The 20333-nt window shown below is 40.3% G+C and carries 18 protein-coding genes and 5 tRNA genes; 21 read left to right on the forward strand and 2 right to left on the reverse strand.

The features are described 5' to 3' along the window. Nucleotides 1-103: 103 nt before the first annotated feature. The 6 genes from OCI93_RS11645 (at nt 104) to csrA (ending at nt 6194) form a co-directional block, all read left to right on the forward strand. A complete protein-coding gene (locus OCI93_RS11645; protein ID WP_261592144.1) occupies nt 104-730 on the forward strand; it encodes a GTP cyclohydrolase II in 627 nt (208 codons plus the stop codon). A 95-nt stretch (nt 731-825) separates the two neighbouring features. After that, on the forward strand, nt 826-1623 hold the full coding sequence (locus OCI93_RS11650) for a hypothetical protein (RefSeq protein ID WP_261592145.1): 798 nt from the start codon (nt 826-828) through the stop codon (nt 1621-1623). After that, nucleotides 1623-2087, forward strand: coding sequence for a regulatory protein RecX (locus OCI93_RS11655; RefSeq protein ID WP_261592146.1), 465 nt, complete (start codon nt 1623-1625; stop codon nt 2085-2087). The genes OCI93_RS11650 and OCI93_RS11655 overlap by 1 nt, the downstream gene beginning before the upstream one ends. Nucleotides 2088-2091: 4 nt before the next feature. Next, complete coding sequence (gene alaS / locus OCI93_RS11660; protein ID WP_261626473.1) at nt 2092-4695, forward strand: alanine--tRNA ligase; 2604 nt, start codon at nt 2092-2094, stop codon at nt 4693-4695. 3 nt (nt 4696-4698) lie between these two features. Next, nucleotides 4699-5901 (forward strand): aspartate kinase, encoded by a 1203-nt coding sequence (locus OCI93_RS11665; RefSeq protein ID WP_261626474.1) that lies wholly within the window; start codon nt 4699-4701, stop codon nt 5899-5901. Nucleotides 5902-6002: 101 nt separating this feature from the next. Continuing rightward, nucleotides 6003-6194 (forward strand): carbon storage regulator CsrA, encoded by a 192-nt coding sequence (csrA, locus tag OCI93_RS11670; RefSeq protein ID WP_063359311.1) that lies wholly within the window; start codon nt 6003-6005, stop codon nt 6192-6194. Between the two features lie 38 nt (nt 6195-6232). Here csrA and OCI93_RS11675 read toward each other — a convergent pair whose 3' ends face one another. Further along, nucleotides 6233-6697 (reverse strand): YcxB family protein, encoded by a 465-nt coding sequence (locus OCI93_RS11675; protein WP_261626475.1) that lies wholly within the window; start codon nt 6695-6697, stop codon nt 6233-6235. Nucleotides 6698-7103: 406 nt separating this feature from the next. Between OCI93_RS11675 and OCI93_RS11680 the strand changes: the two genes are divergently transcribed. From OCI93_RS11680 to OCI93_RS11695, 4 genes are all read left to right on the forward strand, one after another. Beyond that, nucleotides 7104-7340, forward strand: a complete 237-nt coding sequence (locus OCI93_RS11680; protein ID WP_261592150.1) for an OadG family protein — start codon at nt 7104-7106, stop codon at nt 7338-7340. Nucleotides 7341-7352: 12 nt separating this feature from the next. Further along, nucleotides 7353-9140 (forward strand): sodium-extruding oxaloacetate decarboxylase subunit alpha, encoded by a 1788-nt coding sequence (oadA, locus tag OCI93_RS11685; RefSeq protein WP_261626476.1) that lies wholly within the window; start codon nt 7353-7355, stop codon nt 9138-9140. A gap of 8 nt (nt 9141-9148) precedes the next feature. Continuing rightward, nucleotides 9149-10279, forward strand: coding sequence for a sodium ion-translocating decarboxylase subunit beta (locus OCI93_RS11690; RefSeq protein ID WP_261592152.1), 1131 nt, complete (start codon nt 9149-9151; stop codon nt 10277-10279). 130 nt (nt 10280-10409) lie between these two features. Then, nucleotides 10410-10592: a hypothetical protein gene (locus OCI93_RS11695; RefSeq protein ID WP_261592153.1), complete on the forward strand. Its 183-nt coding sequence runs from the start codon at nt 10410-10412 to the stop codon at nt 10590-10592. An 88-nt stretch (nt 10593-10680) separates the two neighbouring features. On the opposite strand, the gene OCI93_RS11700 is transcribed toward OCI93_RS11695, so the two are convergent. Further along, entirely contained in the window at nt 10681-13470 is a 2790-nt protein-coding gene (locus tag OCI93_RS11700) for an ATP-binding protein (RefSeq protein WP_261626477.1), read from the reverse strand. A 275-nt stretch (nt 13471-13745) separates the two neighbouring features. Here OCI93_RS11700 and OCI93_RS11705 point away from each other — a divergent pair. The 11 genes from OCI93_RS11705 (at nt 13746) to OCI93_RS11755 (ending at nt 20295) form a co-directional block, all read left to right on the forward strand. Further along, a tRNA-Phe gene (locus OCI93_RS11705) sits at nt 13746-13821 on the forward strand. An 11-nt stretch (nt 13822-13832) separates the two neighbouring features. Next, a tRNA-Thr gene (locus tag OCI93_RS11710) sits at nt 13833-13908 on the forward strand. 164 nt (nt 13909-14072) lie between these two features. Then, nucleotides 14073-14148 (forward strand) — tRNA-Phe (locus OCI93_RS11715). Between the two features lie 11 nt (nt 14149-14159). After that, a tRNA-Thr gene (locus OCI93_RS11720) sits at nt 14160-14235 on the forward strand. Between the two features lie 185 nt (nt 14236-14420). Continuing rightward, nucleotides 14421-14496 (forward strand) — tRNA-Phe (locus OCI93_RS11725). A gap of 248 nt (nt 14497-14744) precedes the next feature. Beyond that, nucleotides 14745-15101, forward strand: a complete 357-nt coding sequence (gene hpf, locus OCI93_RS11730) for a ribosome hibernation-promoting factor, HPF/YfiA family (protein WP_261595237.1) — start codon at nt 14745-14747, stop codon at nt 15099-15101. A 97-nt stretch (nt 15102-15198) separates the two neighbouring features. Further along, the gene (glsB, locus tag OCI93_RS11735) at nt 15199-16116 is read left to right on the forward strand and encodes a glutaminase B (RefSeq protein ID WP_261626478.1); all 918 of its coding nucleotides are present in this window, start codon (nt 15199-15201) and stop codon (nt 16114-16116) included. Nucleotides 16117-16700: 584 nt separating this feature from the next. Continuing rightward, nucleotides 16701-17939 (forward strand): SAM-dependent methyltransferase, encoded by a 1239-nt coding sequence (locus tag OCI93_RS11740; RefSeq protein WP_261626479.1) that lies wholly within the window; start codon nt 16701-16703, stop codon nt 17937-17939. 10 nt (nt 17940-17949) lie between these two features. After that, on the forward strand, nt 17950-18897 hold the full coding sequence (locus OCI93_RS11745) for a formyltransferase family protein (RefSeq protein ID WP_261626480.1): 948 nt from the start codon (nt 17950-17952) through the stop codon (nt 18895-18897). Between the two features lie 159 nt (nt 18898-19056). Next, nucleotides 19057-19533, forward strand: a complete 477-nt coding sequence (locus OCI93_RS11750) for a hypothetical protein (RefSeq protein WP_054456094.1) — start codon at nt 19057-19059, stop codon at nt 19531-19533. Between the two features lie 147 nt (nt 19534-19680). Next, nucleotides 19681-20295 (forward strand): phage tail protein, encoded by a 615-nt coding sequence (locus OCI93_RS11755; protein ID WP_261626481.1) that lies wholly within the window; start codon nt 19681-19683, stop codon nt 20293-20295. Nucleotides 20296-20333 lie beyond the last annotated feature (38 nt).

Raw genomic sequence — 20333 nt, forward strand, 5'->3', positions numbered from 1 at the left:
CGTACTCATCACTTGTTTTTAGAAGTTTTGGGTACCATATCTATATTACCATCATGAAATTGTGATACTATCACATTAATGTTTTTTTAAGGTCTGACAAGTCGTGGCAGAAGTAAGAGCGAGAGTGCAGTTAAACGTAGGGCAACAGAGTAATATTCCTGCGGAAATAGTTTCCTTTAGTGGTCTTAATGATGGCCAAGAGCATGTCGCATTGATATTCAACAAAGCGGATCAAGCGCAAGCTACTCCTTTAATTAGAATGCATTCAGAGTGCTTGACAGGAGATGTGTTTCATTCTTCACGTTGTGATTGCGGTGAGCAATTAAATGAATGTATTGAAAGCATGCATCAACAAGGTGGAGTACTACTTTATTTGCGCCAAGAAGGCCGAGGCATTGGTCTTTATAATAAAATAGATGCTTATGTTTTGCAGTCACAAGGGATGAATACTTACGAAGCGAATAATCATCTTGGCTTTGCTGATGATTTAAGAGATTTTTCTGATGCGGTATTGATGCTAAAGGCGCTTGGTTTAAAACAAGTTAAGTTGATGACCAACAACCCAAATAAACTTAATGCATTACGAGATGCGGGTATTGATGTTGAAGCAGTCATCGGTACGCAAGCGCATGTTAAAGCGGGTATTGTGGGAAACCGAAGCTACCTAGAAACAAAGGTTAAGCATGGCGCGCATATGCTCGACATTAAAAAAGTTTCCAAGCCTAAATAAATAGACGAGTTTTGCTTTTTTAAAGTGCGGCCAGTTGGTCGCATTTTGCGTTCTAATAGGTATAATCACAGTGTTTTTACTAACGTAGAGTTATTATGTCTGCCAAGTTTAGAGTTTTTAAAGCTGCTATGGGTGTGCAGTGGCTTAAAGCCGGATGGGAAATTTTTAAAACCCAACCCATGACATTTATTATTATGCATGTGTTTATGATAGCAGTGGCTTTAATACCACTGGCTATGCCGCCGCTGCAATTGTTTGCGGCTTTTGCAGCGCCGTTTTTGACTGCAGGTTTTTATTTAGCGGTGTTGTCTAAGCAGCAGGGTAAAGTTATTTCTCTAGCCAGTATTTTAGCGGCATTTTCAGCCAAAGGGCGGCGCTTAAATTTGTTTCGCTTAGGATTATATCAATTAGGTGTGGTGATAGTGCTAACTTGGGCTGCCGGGTTATTATTTGAAGATGCGCTTAATATCATGGTTAATGCCACACCGGAGCAGTCGCCAGAGCACCTTATTAGTGCAATCTTGGCAAATATTTCAATGGCTGATGTGATGTTATTTGTGATTGCTCATTCTATTAATATGATGGCATTTGCTTATGCATTACCGATTGTATTTTTTAAAGGTGAAAAACGAATATTTAAAGCACTGGGGCAATCACTGCAGATTTTCTTTGTTAATATGGCTCCATTAGGTGTTTATAGTTTACTGATTGGACTCTTAATTGCGGCTGCCGTGCCATTGAGTATGGTGCCACTGTTAGTCATTATGCCGATAGCTTATATTAGTTTTTTTGTGTCTTTTCAGGCTATTTTTATGCCTACTGAACGCCAACCTAACGATGAAGTTCAAAGTGATACTAATACATCAGGCCAGAATGGGCGCTTTGACGCCTAATGGATGACAGCGAAAAACAAAAGCTTAAAAACTATGTTCTTTGGTTATTGGGTAGGCAGGAATACTCTAAAAAAGAGCTCACACAAAAGCTCAAAGCTAAACAAGCTGACGAAAGCTTTATTGAAGATTTACTCCAGTGGTTAGAGTCACTTGGCTATATTGATGATAATCGGTATTGTGAGAGCTTTTTAAGAAGGCAGATAAACAAAGGGTTAGGACTTAAGCGAGTGCTAGCCGAGGCAGGGAACAAAGGGGTTGATCGAGCCCTATTGATGCAGCTTATTGAAACGCAGGAAATAGACTGGTTTGAGCTATCGCTGGCAACGTATAACCGAAAATATGCCAGTACGCCAAATAAACTCGATTATAAAGACAAAGCTAAACGCGTTCGTTACATGATGTATCGTGGTTTTAGCTATGAAGAAATAGATTTTGCAATGCAAGCAGCAACAATGGGTGAATAATCACATGCAGCACATGACTACCGCACAGATCAGGCAAGCGTTTTTAGACTATTTTGCCAAACAACAACATCAAGTTGTGCCTTCAAGCTCGTTGATCCCGGGCAATGATGCCACTTTGTTATTTAACAATGCGGGTATGGTGCAATTTAAAGATGTTTTTTTAGGCGCAGAAAGCCGTCCTTATAGTAGAGCAACCAGCTCTCAACGATGTGTGCGTGCCGGTGGTAAGCACAATGATTTAGAAAATGTAGGCTATACAGCCCGTCACCATACGTTTTTTGAAATGCTAGGTAACTTTAGCTTTGGTGATTACTTCAAACAAGATGCGATTAAGTTTGCATGGCAGTTTTTAACTGACGTTTTGCAATTACCAAAAGAAAAACTACTCGTTACTATTTATCATACTGATGATGAAGCGTTTGATATTTGGCACAAAGAAGTGGGTATTGCACAAGATAATATCATTCGTATTGATACGGCTGATAACTTTTGGTCAATGGGCGATACGGGTCCATGTGGTCCTTGCTCTGAAATTTTCTATGATCACGGTGAACATATTTGGGGCGGTCGCCCTGGTACACCTGAAGAAGACGGTGACCGCTTTATCGAAATTTGGAATTTGGTATTCATGCAGTACAACCGTCATGCGGATGGCACGATGGAACCATTGCCTAAACAGTCGGTAGACACAGGTATGGGTCTTGAGCGTATTTCTGCGATTTTGCAAGGGGTGCACTCAAACTATGAAATTGACTTGTTCCAAGGTTTGATCCAAGCTGCGGCAAAAGTAACACATGCACAAGATTTAGAGGATAAATCATTGCGTGTTGTTGCGGACCACATTCGTTCGTGCGCATTTTTAGTCTCTGATGGTGTGATGCCCTCCAATGAAGGCCGTGGCTATGTATTACGTCGTATTATTCGTCGTGCTGTACGTCATGGTAATAAACTCGGTGCTCAAGGGGCCTTTTTCTATAAGTTGGTAGCCGCGTTAATTGAGCAAATGGGTCAAGCCTATCCTGAACTTGCCAAGCAACAAGCCATTATTGAAAAAGTACTTCGTATTGAAGAAGAACAGTTTGGCAAAACACTTGACCGTGGCCTTGCTATTTTGGAAGAAAGTTTAGCGGGTATTAAAGGTGATGTTATTCCTGGCGAACTGGTGTTTAAGTTGTATGACACTTATGGATTTCCGGCTGATTTAACCGCCGATGTGGCGCGCGAACGCTTCATGACAATTGATGAAAAAGGCTTCCAAGAATGTATGGAAGTACAGCGTAAAAAAGCACAACAAGCAGGCAAGTTTGGTGCCGATTACAACGAGCAACTAAAATCAGAAAAAACCACAGACTTTAAAGGTTATGACGCTGAACACTATAGCGGTACTGTGATTGAGTTATTCTATGAAGGTAGAACAGTACCTGTGCTAGAAGCGGGTCAACAGGGTATTGTTGTTCTTGACCGCACTCCGTTTTACGCTGAATCTGGCGGTCAAGTCGGTGATACAGGGATATTGAAAGTAGCTAATGGTGAATTTGTCGTTTCTGATACCACTAAATTAGGTAATGCTTTTGCACACCATGGTTCAGTGACAGGGCGTATTAGCATCAATGAAAAAGTAGATGCACAAATAGATGCGCAACGCCGAGAAAACATTAAAAAGAACCATACTGCAACGCATTTAGTGCATGAAGCATTACGGCAAATATTGGGCGACCATGTAACGCAAAAAGGGTCTTTAGTGATGGCGGATCGCTTGCGTTTTGATTTCTCACATTTTGAAGGTGTTACCAAGCAACAATTGCGTGAAGTTGAAGAAATGGTGAACGCGCAAATTCGCACTAACTTTGCACTCAATACTGAACTTATGGACATTGATGCTGCAAAAGAAAAAGGGGCGATGGCACTGTTTGGTGAAAAGTATGATGACGAGGTACGCGTGGTCTCTATTGGTAACTATTCAATTGAACTATGTGGCGGCACCCATGTGAAGCGTGCCGGCGACATTGGTCTATTCAAAATAGTTTCTGAAGGTGGTATCGCTGCTGGCGTTCGTCGTATTGAGGCGGTCACAGGGGCTGACGCGCTTAACTATGTGGTTGAACAAGAACAGCAATTAAATAACATTGCAGCTTTATTAAAAGGTGATTCAAACAATGTACTTGATAAAGTAACAAGCTTGATTGAAAAGCACAAAGGTCTTGAGAAGCAAATTATACAATTAAACGATAAATTGGCCAGTGCTGCGGGTGCTTCGTTACTAGAGTCAGCGGTTGAAATAAACGGCGTTAAATTACTGGTTGCAAACGTAGCAGGTACAGAGTCAAAAGCGCTTCGTGGTATGGTTGATGACTTAAAAAATAAGATGGGCTCAGGCGTTATTGCATTAGGTGTTGCTAATGGTGATAAAGTGAGCCTGATAGCAGGTGTTACAAAAGACTTAGTGGGTCAAGTTAAAGCGGGTGAGCTGGTTAATCACATGGCAGCACAAGTTGGTGGTAAAGGCGGTGGCCGTCCAGATATGGCACAAGCCGGTGGTAGTGAGCCGCAAAACTTAGACGCTGCACTAGAGAGCGTTAACCAGTGGGTTACTGAGAAAACTCAGTAACCTGTGGCATTAATAGTACAAAAATTTGGAGGCACTTCGGTAGGTTCAATAGAGCGTATCGAAGCTGTCTCAGATCTTATCATTAAAACCCAGCAACAAGGCCATAAAGTGGTCGTCGTTGTATCTGCCATGTCTGGCGAAACCAACCGCTTGTTTAACTTAGCAACTCAGATTGATGAAGCCCCCAGCGCCAGAGAGCTCGATGTATTGTTAAGCACGGGTGAGCAAGTGAGTATTGCATTGTTGGCGATGGCTATTATTAAGCGTGGCTATTCTGCGGTGAGCTTACTGGCTGAACAAATTGCCATCAAAACAGACAATATGTTTGGCCGTGCACGTGTTGAGTACATAGATACAGAACGCCTAAAGCAAGAACTTGAACATAACCGTATAGCTATTGTAGCGGGCTTTCAAGGTCGTGATGTAGAAGGCAATGTTACGACTTTGGGGCGAGGTGGCACTGACACCACCGCGGTTGAAATAGCCGGTGCGATCCAAGCTGATGAATGCCAGATTTATACTGATGTAGATGGTGTTTACACCGCAGATCCGAGACTGGTTGAACAGGCCAAAAGACTGCCACAAATCAGGTTTGAAGAGATGCTTGAGTTAGCGAGCCTTGGCGCTAAAGTACTTCATTTACGCTCTGTTGAAGCTGCGGGGCGCTATAAATTACCATTGAGAGTATTATCAAGCTTTACACCTGATGAAGGTACTTTGATAAGCTTTAAGGAAACGCCCATGTCTGATAATCCCGTCACTGGGATAGCAACAAATAAAGATGTTGTTTTTTATCAATTTAGTACCAGTGAAGCTAAAATTTTTGCTCAATTTCTTAGTGAATTAGCTAAATCACAAATTGAAGTAGATATGCTGCACCAGTTGAGTCGCCAAGTGGATATTTTAAGCTATGCTTTTACAGTGCAGAGCAATGATCACCTAGCAGTTTTGGCATTATTGCAGTCGGAACCATTTGCACATAGCATTAATGAAGTGGTATTTGAGCTAAATATGGCAAAAATCTCGTTAGTTGGATTAGGGGTTCAGTCACAGCCAGAGGTATTGGCAAAGTCATTAACTGTATTAGCAGATAAGCAAGTTACCCCAAAGTTAATGAGTACGGCACAAATTAAAGTGTCAATTTTGGTGACCGAAACGCAGCTTCACAGCGTAATTAACCAACTACATGTAACATTTTTGCCGTAAAGTGCAGCTAAGCTATGTTTTTTGCTTACTTTTATGCTCACTTTTCATTAAAATGGTTTTGACGCGGAATCTTTTAATTATTGGAATACAGGAGCAAGAGAATGCTAATACTAACTCGTCGAGTAGGTGAAACCCTCATGATTGGTGATGAAGTAACCGTAACTGTGCTAGGTGTAAAGGGCAATCAGGTACGCATCGGTGTTAATGCACCAAAAGATGTATCAGTACACCGTGAAGAAATTTACATGCGTATTCAGGCTGAGAAATCGAACCCTTCGACTGGCAATATGTAAGCCGCTCAACTTATAAGATAAATATAGCCACCTAGTGGCTATATTTTTGTTTTTGCTAAAATGAAACTATAACCTTCACTACTAATTGCAGCCTTAGAAATATACTGCATGCCTTTTTTAGTCTTCAAGATTATTCCTTTTTCAGTCTTTGTCGCTTGAGTAATCTCTAGCCATGAAAAGTGGTATTTTTTATATGGGTTAACCGCTTTTATGCCATCGTTATCAATATGTAATGTGACGATACTACCTGATGCTCGACTCAGCATTTGCCTTGTTATCCACCATGGTCTTTTATATGTAAAAGCAATAACTTCCAATATTGCAATCACAGCTAAAAAGCTCGCTAGATAAGGTTTATTAAGTAAATACCATGAGAGTACAGAAAGGAACATTAAAAAAATTAATAGCGGGTACTTAAGTTTAGCCTTATCACTAAAAGCCACAGACTCATTAAAACACTCTGCAAAGTAGCTTTTATCTAGAGTGAATTTCTCAGTAAACATTTATAACTCCAACCATCGCTAAACGGCCGCTATTGTAGCGTATTAGGGCTATGAAGCCACTATTCAATTATGCGCCATCAAGAGGTTTAAACGAGGCTTGAATATATCTTTGGTAAGACCAATTTATTGTTAACGGATTTTTGAATTGATGCTGTTTTTATTTGGTTTGGCTAGTTTTATTTTTAGTTGCTATTTTGAATATTTTTCATATTTATAGGTCGAATTTGCTAAATTAAACAGGGTAGTTAAGTTAAGCGTATGAAATTGATACATTAACTTTTTTGGTAAGACCAATTTACAATGTTATTTACATGTCAAAATGATTTGTTATGATAGTGCATAAATATTTATAAAAAACGATTAATAAATCGGTGCATTAAAATGTGTGCTTAGAAAGGGGAGCAGTATGGATATCGTTAGTTTATTGCTAGAGGCAGCCAACTTAATGCTAACAGGCATGGTGGGCGTATTTGTTTTTTTATCAATTTTAATACTTGCAGTAAAAAATTTGGCAAGGTTTGCTGGACCGGAATTAACCTGCGATACATCAGATCGTGCGCCTTCTAAACCCTCAACAGGGGTACCTAGCGATCACATTGCTGCTATTTCAGCGGCCATTGCACAACACAGAACAAAAAAATAACAGGGGTCTACTATGTCACAATTGAAACTTACCGAGCTTGTGCTCAGAGATGCGCATCAATCTCTTTTAGCAACGCGCATGCGCTTGGAAGATATGCTACCCATTGCTGAGCAACTTGATAAGGCTGGATATTGGTCCGTTGAGTCATGGGGGGGAGCGACGTTTGACTCGTGTATTCGTTACTTAGGAGAAGACCCTTGGTATCGTATTCGCGCTTTGAAAGAAGCAATGCCTAATACTAAGCAGCAAATGTTATTGCGAGGTCAAAATTTACTTGGTTATCGTCATTATGCTGATGATGTGGTCGAAAAATTTGTAGAGCGTGCCCACCATAATGGTGTTGATGTGTTCCGCATTTTTGATGCGATGAACGATATACGCAATCTAGAAACTGCTATTAAGGCCGCAATTAAAGTGGGTGCTCATGCTCAAGGTACAATTTCCTATACGGTAAGCCCTGTACATACGTTGGATATGTGGTTAGAGCAAGCAAAAAAATTGGAACTTATGGGGTGTCATTCAATTTGTATTAAAGATATGGCAGGTTTGCTCAAGCCATATGATGCGGAGCAACTTATTAGCGGATTGAAAAGCACGGTGTCGATACCAATTGCAATGCAATGCCATGCAACGACAGGGCTTAGTACGGCAACTTATCAAAAAGCGATAGATGCCGGCATAGATATGTTGGATACGGCCATTTCGTCAATGAGTATGACTTATGGTCACAGCGCAACCGAAACAATGGTTGCAATCACTCAAGGTACGGCGCGTGATACCGGCTTAGATTTAGCTGGGCTGGAAGATATAGCAAGTTACTTTAGAGAAGTGCGTAAGAAATACGCCGCATTTGAAGGTAGCCTAAAAGGTGTTGATGGCCGTATTTTATTAGCACAAGTACCTGGCGGCATGTTAACCAACATGGAAAATCAGCTTAAAGAGCAAGGCGCAGAAGATAAGCTGGATGCGGTACTCAAAGAGATCCCTAGTGTTCGTGAAGACTTAGGCTTTCTACCTTTAGTAACACCCACCTCTCAAATAGTTGGCACTCAGGCTGTATTAAATGTGCTCACAGGTGAACGTTATAAAACGATTACTAAAGAGACTGCAGGCGTACTCAAAGGTGAATATGGAGCCACACCTGCAAAGATGAACTCTCAATTGCAATTACGGGTGTTAGCTGGTGAGCAAGTAATTACATGTAGGCCAGCTGACTTAATTGAGCCGGAACTAGATAGTCTTGAGGCAGAACTAACAAAGTTGGCTCAAGATGAAAGTATTGAACTGGCCGAGTCACAAATTGATGATGTTTTAACGTATGCCTTATTTCCACAAGTTGGCTTGAAGTTTTTGAAAAATAGAAATAACCCTGATGCTTTTGAGCCAAAACCAAGTTTAGTAAAGTCGAAAACAGATGATGCCTCAGCACGCAAACAATCAGCTAAACCATCCACAAAAGCACCTGAGCGCTATAGTGTGCAGGTAGATGGTAAAGTATATGATGTTGTTGTTGCACCTGGTGGAGAGTTACAAGAAGTGAAGGTCAAAGACAGTGAATTGATGCCACAATCAGCTTCTGTTAGCTCTTCAGAAACGATGAATGCTCCTCTTGCTGGTAATATTTTTAAAATCAAAGTAAAAGCTGGCGATCAAGTGGAAGAGGGGGATGTGGTGCTGATCATGGAGGCCATGAAAATGGAGACTGAAGTGCGAGCAACACATTCAGGCTGTATATCACAGGTCATGGTAAAAGAAGGTGACTCGGTAACAACGGGTGACGCTATATTGGCACTGTCGTAGGGGGCACAATGGACGGCTTACTAAATTTATGGCAGGCCACAGGGCTTGCCAACTTGACCTTTCCCGCGTTGATAATGATGGCGGTTGGCTGTGGCTTATTGTACTTGGCAATCGCTAAAGGGTTTGAGCCTCTACTGCTTGTGCCTATTGGCTTTGGCGCAATATTGACAAATATTCCTGTGGCGGGCCTATCAGAACCTGGGGGCTTACTTTACTACGTCTACTACATTGGTATTGATAGCGGTGTTTTTCCTTTATTAATATTTATGGGAGTTGGCGCGCTGACTGATTTTAGTGCGCTTATCGCGAACCCTAGAATGTTATTGCTTGGAGCAGCTGCACAATTTGGTATTTTTGCTACTTTGTTTGGCGCTATCGCGTTGAATTTTGTACCAGGTTTTGAATTCACGCTAAAAGATGCTTCTGCTATTGCAATTATTGGCGGGGCAGATGGTCCAACAGCTATTTTCTTAGCTTCTAAACTTGCCCCAGAGCTGTTAGGAGCAATTGCTGTGGCTGCATATTCGTATATGGCATTAGTGCCAATTATACAACCTCCTATTATGCGGGCTTTAACCTCAGAGCAAGAACGCAGTATTGCAATGCCACAACTACGCGCAGTATCTACAAAGGAGAAAATTTTGTTTCCCTTGATGGTATTAAGCTTAACTATTCTTTTTTTACCAGCAGCAACACCGCTCGTAGGTATGTTTTGTTTGGGTAATTTGATGCGAGAATGTGGCGTTGTCGATAGGTTAAGTAATACAGCACAAAACGAAATTATTAATATTACGACGATATTTTTGGGATTAGCAGTAGGCTCAAAGTTAGCTGCAGAGCACTTTCTAACGGTGGAAACATTGGGGATTTTAGTGTTGGGCGCACTGGCATTTTCGATTGGCACGGCATCTGGGGTGTTTATGGCAAAGGCAATGAACCGCTTATCTACCAATCCGATTAATCCATTAGTGGGGGCTGCTGGCGTCTCTGCTGTGCCGATGGCTGCTCGCGTAGTAAATAAAGTAGGTTTAGAAGCTAATCCACATAACTTTTTACTTATGCACGCAATGGGGCCAAATGTAGCTGGAGTGCTAGGCAGCGCGGTTGCTGCTGGGATTCTACTGGCGCTTGTTGGTTGATTACCTTTTTTAATCTCAAGTTTGCATAAAGCGATTTATTTCCAACTGATAGCGCAGCGAAAGCTGCGCTTTTTTTGTTTAGATAAATCATGATATAACAATGGTATATCTTATTTAGAGCAGCTCTACCATGAATGTTATCGTTATATTAGTCTCTTTAATCGTCGCTTTGCTTATTCTTGTACCTTTGTTAGAGCGCTATCAGCACAAAATGGGGCTTCATAAAATGCAGCGTTATAGCAAGTATATATTACCGCTTATAATGGTGTCATTGGTGATAAGGCTACTCTATATGTTGTGGTTTGAAGGTTAGATGTTGCAGGTTGAAGATAAGACTATGAATTACCCAGTATGGGTAAATATGAATGTAAGAGGCACAATATGCGCCTCTTTTAATTGTATTATTCAATTGTTGGAGTAGATGACTGTAGGTAGTCTTGGATAAACTCAGTTGCTTGTGTATAGGCTTTATCTAGTTTATTGCGATATTGAATTAGCTCATCAGAGGAGAGTGTTTTTTCCTGACATTGTGCTTCAAATTCAGTTGCAATAGTTGCTACTAGTTCAGCTCCTATGGTGGTAGAGATTGATTTGAGTTGATGACAAGACTCAATAATCGCTGTTTGCTCGCATGAGATAACGCCACCATATATCTCCCGAGTAAGTTGAGCGCTTTGCTCTAAGTACATCTTAAAAAAGCGACGTTGTTTTGCTTCGTCATTATTTACATATTTACTGAGTGTGTCTAAATTAATGGGTGATATGCTTTGGGTTTGAATATCTTCTGGTACCGCATCAAGCAACGTATCTGGGTTGTCACTATTTATATCAGACGGCTGGTGACTTGGTAGTGTATTAAGGTATTTCAGTAAGGTACTCTCAAGTACATTTAGCTCCACAGGCTTGGTAATGTAATCATTCATCCCCGCACTTATGCAGCGCTCTCTTTCACCTTTTAATGCGTTTGCAGTAACGGCGATAATATATGGCTGTGCATTAATATCGTCGCTTTGTTCGGCAAGGTCTCGTATTGCTTTTACCATGTCATAACCTGACATTCTTGGCATATGTAAATCAGTTAAAATAATAGGGTAGTGACCGCTTTTCCATACCTCTAAACCTTGTTCACCATTTTCAGCAACTTCTACACCATAACCTAGCAGGTGTAACTGATCAGTTAATACTTGCTGGTTGAGAATATTATCTTCAACTAGCAGTACCAGCCTATTCTCAGATTTGGCTTGTTCTACGCTTAAATAATCATTTAATGTACGGCTAGGTTTTAACTGTTTTGGTTTGTGTAAACCCGCAGCAACTAAAATAGCTGTCATAAAGCTCGTTTTGCATAGTGGTGCCGCATTTAAATAAAAAATATTTTTATGATTAATTGCGGCTTCGTCCATCGTACTGAGTACTACAACTTGCTGGTTATTGTGCTCTATTGAATACAGTAATGAGCGTAGCAGTACATTGACCTTTTCCATGCCTTCTAGGCCATCTAGCACCCATACGACAGAGTGTTTTTGTTGATAGTCATCCATATTATCTGAGGTACCAAGGGCTGCTACGTTAGCGCCCATAAAAGATAAGTAGCGATGCAAAGTTTTTTGTCTATCATGATCGTCAGTGATGATGATAGCTTCTTTTTTATTTAACACGGCTTTGTTGGCATGCTTTACTTGGCCCTCTGCACTAAAGGGAAGTTCAACAACAAATTCACTGCCCATACCAACATCACTAGTCACATTTATTGAACCAAGCATTAATTCAATTAAGCTTTTGCAAATAGATAAACCAAGACCTGTACCACCAAACTCTCGTGTAATAGTGCCTTCGGCTTGAATGAAGGGGTTAAAAATTTCTCGTAATTGCGATTGGCTCATTCCTTTACCGTTGTCACTGACGGTAAATCTTAATGTGTAGTGTTCAGATGTATTTTGTGCCACCTCTACTGATATTTTCACGAAACCTTGTTTTTCTTCATCAGTGCTGGTGAATTTAATCGCATTACTGCAAAGGTTATATAAAACTTGCCTAACTCGAACTGTATCGCCGACTAAATTGGTAGGAATATCAGGCGCAATGGATAACTGTAGATCAAGTTTTCTTTTCTTGGCGACAGAAGAAAGTACTCTTGCCACCTCTTCAATGGTTTCTGTTACAGAAAAGGCGCTATTATCGATTTGTAATTTACCGGCTTCAATTTTAGAAAAGTCTAAAATATCGTCGAGTATGCCAAGTAACGAAAAGGCTGAATCGCGTATAATTGTGCTAAGACGATGTTGAGCGCCATCAAGCTCTGTTTGCCTGAGTAAATCAATGGTACCAATCACGCCGTTCATCGGGGTTCTAATCTCATGGCTCATTGTTGCTAAAAAGGTCGTCTTGGCCTCGCTGGCTCGCTCAGCGTTCAACGTCGCTTTTTCTAGTGCTAAAGTACGCGCTTGTACTTCAGTTTCCAAGCTTGTTTGCAGTTGTTTTAATTCATTATGAACAGCTTGGTCGCTTTTAATGACAGAGTGTATTTGACCGAGCAAATTGTTTATTAATGTTGCTATGCTATCAAGCCCTAAGCCCAGCTTTGCATCAATATGTGCGCTGTAGTCTTGATTATTAATGATGTGCTGTAACTCATCTTGTAATCGTTGGTTATGCTTGATTAAATCACGACTTATATAACGATTGCTAAACCACGCCATAATAATTGCAATGACCAAGGCAATTGCAAAGCCAAGGTAACTTAACCAAAATAAAGGGGAGGCGCTTGCCTGCTGATAACGCAGTACAAGTTCGCCAACAAGTTGGCCATCTAAATGAAGAGGCTGGTGTGTGACAACCGTTTGCTCTTTATAAATGGTGTCTAATCGCGATAAAGCGGGAACCGTGTTTGATGATGATTGATAAATTAGTTCTGGCTTACTCACTCCGGTACTACTATATAAGAAGAACTCAATGTCTTTTGATGCGTACTCAACACTCTCTAGCATTTTTTTTGCGTCTTCAAAACTTGATTTAACCATTAAGCTTGCAACGGGTGCTGATAACTTACTTGCTTGTATATCAAGTTGCGGCACCACTTTATTTGCGGGCAATAGATAACTAGCAATCGCACAAATGACACCAGTTAGTATCGCTGTCGCAATAATTAAGGGGGTTAACCCTGATACTTTTATTCGAGAAGAGTTTTGCATTATTGAAGTATTCCAGTTTAACGATTTATCGTTGAATAGACACAAAGTGTTCTAGCAGTTCAATCCTAACACTCAATTCGCACAATTTCTCCCCGTATTTAGAGGTAGACTAGATATATATAAAATTAGAAGTTAGAGGCTAACTACTTTAGTACGATGAAAACTTCAGCAAAGAAGCGCTATTTTGTTCACTCTGACTGAAAACTGTGCAAACAAACAAAGGTTTTAAAAAAAGGGTTGACTTAAAAGGGCAAAACCCTTTTAATACGCCGCACGCCCAGATAGCTCAGTCGGTAGAGCAGAGGATTGAAAATCCTCGTGTCGGTGGTTCGATTCCGCCTCTGGGCACCATTTTTAGGTGCGCCGACTTAGCTCAGTTGGTAGAGCAACTGACTTGTAATCAGTAGGTCATCCGTTCGACTCGGATAGTCGGCACCATTTCCTAGCTAGGAATGAAAATATAAGCAGCTAATTTTTAGAGAGCATTGAAAATTCTATTAGATTTTTAATATGATAAAGTTTTTTCTCAGATAGCCCAGTTTGTAGAGCCATTTGAGATAGTATTGAAAATCCTATTAGATTTTTAATATGATAAAGTTTTTGCCCAGATAGCTCAGTCGGTAGAGCAGAGGATTGAAAATCCTCGTGTCGGTGGTTCGATTCCGCCTCTGGGCACCATTATTAAGTGTGCCGACTTAGCTCAGTTGGTAGAGCAACTGACTTGTAATCAGTAGGTCATCCGTTCGACTCGGATAGTCGGCACCATTTAATTTAGGCGTAAGCCACAAAGTTTTTCATATAGTCTTATGTAAGTAGGACCATTTGAAAAAGTATTGAAAATCCTATTAGATTCTTAATACGATAAAGTTTTTTCCCAGATAGCTCAGTTTGTAGAGCCATTTGAGACAGTATTGAAAATCCTATTAGATTTTTAATATAATAAAGTTTTTGCCCAGATAGCTCAGTCGGTAGAGCAGAGGATTGAAAATCCTCGTGTCGGTGGTTCGATTCCGCCTCTGGGCACCATTTTAAAAGCCTCGCAAATGCGAGGCTTTTTTTATGCCCGATATAAATACATTACTTTAGCGGCCCACTCTAAAATTCCACCTTTTATTCAAAATCTTATCTTATTTACGCTTTTTGAGCGTATGTTTTAGTTTTGTGATCTAGCGCACAATTTTCACATTAATGAAAAGAATCTGACATTTTACCCTTGAGGTTTTATTAAATGCCCTCAATACTATTGTTGAGGTAAACAAGAAAAGGAAAAATGTATGAAGATAAATCTTTCGGGTCACCATGTGGATATTACAGATGCAGTAAGAGCTCACGTTGAAGAGAAGTTTGCCAAAACCGCCAATCATTTTCCATCGTTATTAGCATTAGATATTATTGTAAGTAACGAGAATAAAAAGTTTTACACAGAAATTACAACAACTTATTCAGGTGTTCGTATTGCCGTTAAAGGAGAGGGTGACGTGATGTACCCGGCAATAGCTAGCGCCGCTAAAAAGTTAGATGCCTCACTAAAACATAGAAAAGGGCAGCTTAAAGCTGATTTACACAGTAAGCCGGTGAGTACTACGCCGGAAATTGCACACGAAATAATTCAAGAGATGGATTTACGCTAGGTAATAGAGCTTATGCGTAACAACTACCTAAGGGCCTTAACAGGCCCTTTTTTTATGCTAGACTGGGCAACATTTTCAGTTACTAGAAGTTGTTTTAATGCCCAATTATCAAGCGGTGCTCGATGCCACATTTAATCACATACAACCTTTATTACATGCAGGCAAAGTTGCTGATTATATCCCTGCATTAGCTGAGCAAAAGATAGGGCAATTTGCAATTGCGTTGCATACTAATGAGGGTAACAGTTTCACTGCTGGTAATTGTAATACACGCTTTACTGTTCAGTCGGTATCAAAAGTGATGACGTTAACCATGGCGTTGCAACGATATGAAGATGAACTATGGCAAAGAGTAGGTAAAGAGCCCTCTGGCACTGCTTTTAATTCGTTAACACAGCTCGAATTTGAAAATGGTATTCCGCGTAACCCCTTTATTAATGCCGGTGCTATTGTAACCTGCGATGCACTTTTTTCTCGTTTGGGTGCTCCTATCCATACTATGTTAGAGCAGTATCGTCGCCAATCAGGCAATGCCAAAGTGATCATCAACAAGCGCGTGGCACAATCTGAGTTTGAGTATCGCTACCGCAATGCAGCCATGGCTTATTTAATGAAGTCATTTAGTAATTTTAGTAATGAAGTAGAAGAAGTGCTTTGGTCTTACTTTAATTACTGCGCGATTGAGCTCAATTGCATTGAGTTAGCCCGTACATTCTCTTATTTATCTAATCAAGGTTATTGCGCACAAAGCCAGCAACAACTGATCAGTGCCAAACAAACTAAACAGTTAAACTCTTTGTTATTTACCAGTGGTTTATACGATGCAGCAGGCGATTTTGCGTATCGAGTCGGTATGCCAGGTAAATCAGGGGTGTCTGGTACTATTATTGCTGTAGTGCCTGGTCAATTTACCATTGCTGTATGGTCTCCGGGGTTAGATAAATTTGGTAACTCAGTTGCAGGTATAGCGGCGCTTGAGTACTTATCTGAGCAACTTGGAACGGCTATTTTTTAGTTTTTTGATTAATTAAAGATTCGGGGCTTATATGGACTCCCTGTAAATGTCACAGAGCACTGTTATTTTTTATACTAATTTGCTTAAAAATCAAGCCATCCATCTTCGGCCGTGAAGCATGTTGACAGCATAGCTATCGACTCCTGTTATCTCCAAGGCACCTACATCGATATAGGTAAGGTAGAAATCTCGCTATTTACCTGCTCTAAATAAGAAATACACCTGATTTGATGTAAGTGTAATTGGGTGTAATTTCATATTGTTCATGTTCTTAGTATAGTGGATTTACCTAAATAAGAGGTGTGTAGCAGATTGAATTATTAGTGCAATTATGGCTGCAACCTATCTATTAAATGCAGTACCAACTTTACAGTTGGTACTTTTGTGCACGTCAAAGGTGGTTGGTCTATTTTGAATTGATTTTTTGAATACAGGTATATGCAAGTTCAATACGTCATTCTTTTTTTTAAAAAAATTAGTACTTTTATCATGTTTTGCTAGACTAAAAGAAGAATGATAATAAGTTCAAATTGAACATTAAAGTTAATGATTTAGTCAAGGACCCTTGGAGCTAGGTAGCATAGATGGAAAAACAACAAGCTGAACACGGTCCCGTGTTGGATTACGCTGAGCCTCGTGTTGATGAGTTATTGAAGCACTCAATACGCACACAGCTAGAGTCCTTATTAAAAGCAAAATTAACGACTGGGCAGCGACAGCAGGTTTTACAAAAAAGTTTTACTGATGCAATGACTTTGGTGTTGAGCGACACAAAAATAGAGCATAGCACTTTACTTAAGGCTTTTGAGGCAATGTATGACCAAGCTGTGCAATCTATGGCATTGGCACAGCTTAGTGAAGAATTACTCACCAAACAGTATGTATCAGCCTCAGGGCTAATAATGTCACCTCATAACTGCAAGCACACAATTAAAGATGTTTATCGCATTCAAGGATATGCACGCGGTTTAGACCGAGCAATACATAGTAAGCTTAAACATAATGATTCAGTTACGATCCTCTACCCCGCGTGCGGTCCTTTTGCACCATTATTATTACCGTTATTAAGTTATTACAAAGAGAGTAAAAAATTCACTAATAAACAGGTTAAAGTGATATTGGTGGACGTTCATCCAGGTGCAATTTTAGCGCTCACACAGCTAGTAGAAGATTTGCAACTGAGTGAATATATTTTGCGAATAGAAGAAGCTGATGCGACAGAGTATAAGCCCAGTGAATCAATTGATATTCTTGTACTTGAAGCGATGCAGCATGGCTTTACCAAAGAAGGTCAGTTAAGTATTGCTAAACACTTGGTGCAGTTTTTAACAATTGACGGCTTGATGATCCCGCAAAATGTATCGGTTAGAGGGATGATGGTAGTAGGTGAAACAGAGTTTAACCAGCAATGGAAGCAAGCACAATACAGCCACTCGCTAAATGTAAATAACGAAGCGCAGCAAGACCGAGTAGAGCTTGGTGAAATATTAAGTATTAATAAGTCAACGTTGCTCAATATGCAAGAACTTGAATTGCAAGATGGAGTGAAGGTTATTCCTGCGAGCAAGATTAAGCTACCCTCAGGTGTGAAAGATATGGGGAAGCGTATTTTAGCTATATATGCTCACATAGACACTTTTGCCGATGAAGGTGTAGAGCAATATGACTCAGGTGTAACGCATCCTAGACCGGATATGACTTTTTACATAGATGCTAAACCCAAAGATATAGAGCATACCCATTTTGTCGCTCACAGTGGCGACATGGTGCAGTTTTATTATCAATTGAGCGGTTTACCTGGATTTGTGCCTGTAAAGTTGTAAGGAGGCAGCAATGCAAAAGTTCGCAGTTTTTACGGGTAGCTGCCAAAGCTTACCTGTTGTGCAATATTTATTACAAACCAATCAATTAGCTTGCGTGGTATTAGTCGATGGGCAGCCTAACCCTGATTTAATGCAGCTGCAACAATGGTTAAAGCAGCAAAATATCACCACATTACCTTATAGTAAAAATGGCGATGACGCTTTGCTGTCGCAACTAGATAGGTTAGCCGTTAATTGTGGGGTCGTTTATTTATTTAGGCATAAAATTCGAAAGCCACTAATGCAATATTTTAATGGTGAGCTTATGAATATTCATCCAAGCCCCTTACCAGAATATAGAGGCCCACAGCCGCTCTATTGGCAGCTTCGTAATGGCGAAACGTTAACCAAACTGACCATGCATCAGGTTACACAAGAGCTAGATTGTGGTGACATAGCATGTGATGTAGAGATAGATATTCACCCTTTTGACACCATTCAATGTTTATATCAAAAGACATCACAAGCATTGCTTCATTTGATATCGCAGTATTGCGAATTGAAACAAAACAATCAGTTAGCATTGTGTAAACAAACTACAGAGTACACAAAATTAGCGCCTGCATTGCAACCTTCCGACTTAGTGGTTAATTGGAGCACATGTAACACAAGTGACATTGTTAATATGGCCAAAGCGGGCAACTTAGATCGGTTTTGTGCACAACTAATATTTCGTCAAAGTACTTTTCAATTATTACAGGCTTCAAAGGTTGAGTGTGTATTAAAAGGTATTACACCAGGGACCATTATTGAGCTTGGCTTAAAAAGTGGCTTAATAGTGAAAACACATGATGGTGCCGTAAAGTTAGATATTTTAGGCGCTACTCAAGGGTGTTTTGATGGGTATCGCTTTGCGCTTTTATTTGGTTTAGAGCCCGGTTTAGTATTTGATAACGATGTAGCAGTAAATAGTAGATAAGCAATTTGCATGTTGGTTTGATGCGTTATTTATAACAATTTTTATGGTGGCTTAGTTGAGAAGGGGCGATAAATTAAAAGCCTAGCTATTAGGCTAATATAATTTATCACCTCTGCAGTCTAACTATGCTCTGATATTAACCTCAGAAGCGAGATAGATATGAATATTAAGATAGGTTTAACCAACCGTTATGGATATGAGCTAATAGCTTATCCTTTTAATGGTGGTGCATGTCCTGACAATGGAGAAAAAATAGCACCACTTGAGGGGAAAGGGGAGCTCACTATAGCCTCTGGAGAAAATGCAATCATTGATGTGCCAGGTATGGGGTCTTTGTTAGTACAATTTTTGGGTGAACAAAAATTAGAGAACTTTCATGATAGAGCTTGTGAAAGCCCCAGTGAGTTTGATCAGTATGAACAAATGGCATTACTACGTTACAAAACAACTGAACTTTATTGGCGATTTCCAAGCAGTGACGATGCACAACTTGAGCTAAGCGTGAATGATATTGGTACCGTGTGCTTAGATAAAGTGCTATCAGGAGAAGCTCGGCGTGTTTCACTACCAGAGTTTTTTATACCACCAGTATTTTTGCCTAGTGGCGTTGATGAACAAGAGTCACAGGCAGAGTAGGCGGCTTACATTGTGAATTTAAGTTGTATGTAAGCACACATCGCGATTAGTTCGCGACAGGGTTATAACTGAGAACAAAACTAAATTACACACTCTGTTTGTGTTGTTTTGCAACAAGAGTATAAAACAAATTATGAGGAATTAAATATGGCTACTGAACCATTTATTGGCACACTTACTGCTTTCGGCGGTACTTTTACCATTGAGAATTGGGGTATGTGTTGGGGGCAGATGCAGGCAATTAGCGAGAATACGGCTTTGTTTTCATTACTGGGATCAACATTTGGTGGTGATGCTCGTACCACTTTTGGTTTGCCTGATTTACGAGGTCGTAGCCCTGTTGGTCATGGGGCTATGCCTGGGGGCTTCAACTATAATCTTGGTATTAAAATGGGCACTGAAAGAATATCTCTTGATACTTCTCAAATTCCATCTCACATACATACAGCTGCTTTTTCACCTTCTGGTGGAGGAAGTGACGTGGTTGGTGTGCTACAAGTTGCTACAAACGATGCCAATACAAAAATACCTGACTCCTCAACTTATCTTGCAGCTAATAGCAGCCAAGCATACTTTAAGCCGGGCCTTCAGGCTGCAAGCTTAACAAGTATTGAAGGATTAACTGTGTCTGGTGGAGGTACTTCAGGCGGAACAGTTACGATAGGAAGTACAGGCAGTTCAAGCCCAATTAATATCATGAACCCAGTATTGCCCATGAATTGGCAAATTGCATTACAGGGTATTTATCCATCACGTTCATAATGATTGTGATGGCTGATTGGTTTGCTTTAATCAGTTGA

The organism is Pseudoalteromonas holothuriae (assembly GCF_945859825.1).
GTDB lineage: Bacteria > Pseudomonadota > Gammaproteobacteria > Enterobacterales > Alteromonadaceae > Pseudoalteromonas > Pseudoalteromonas holothuriae.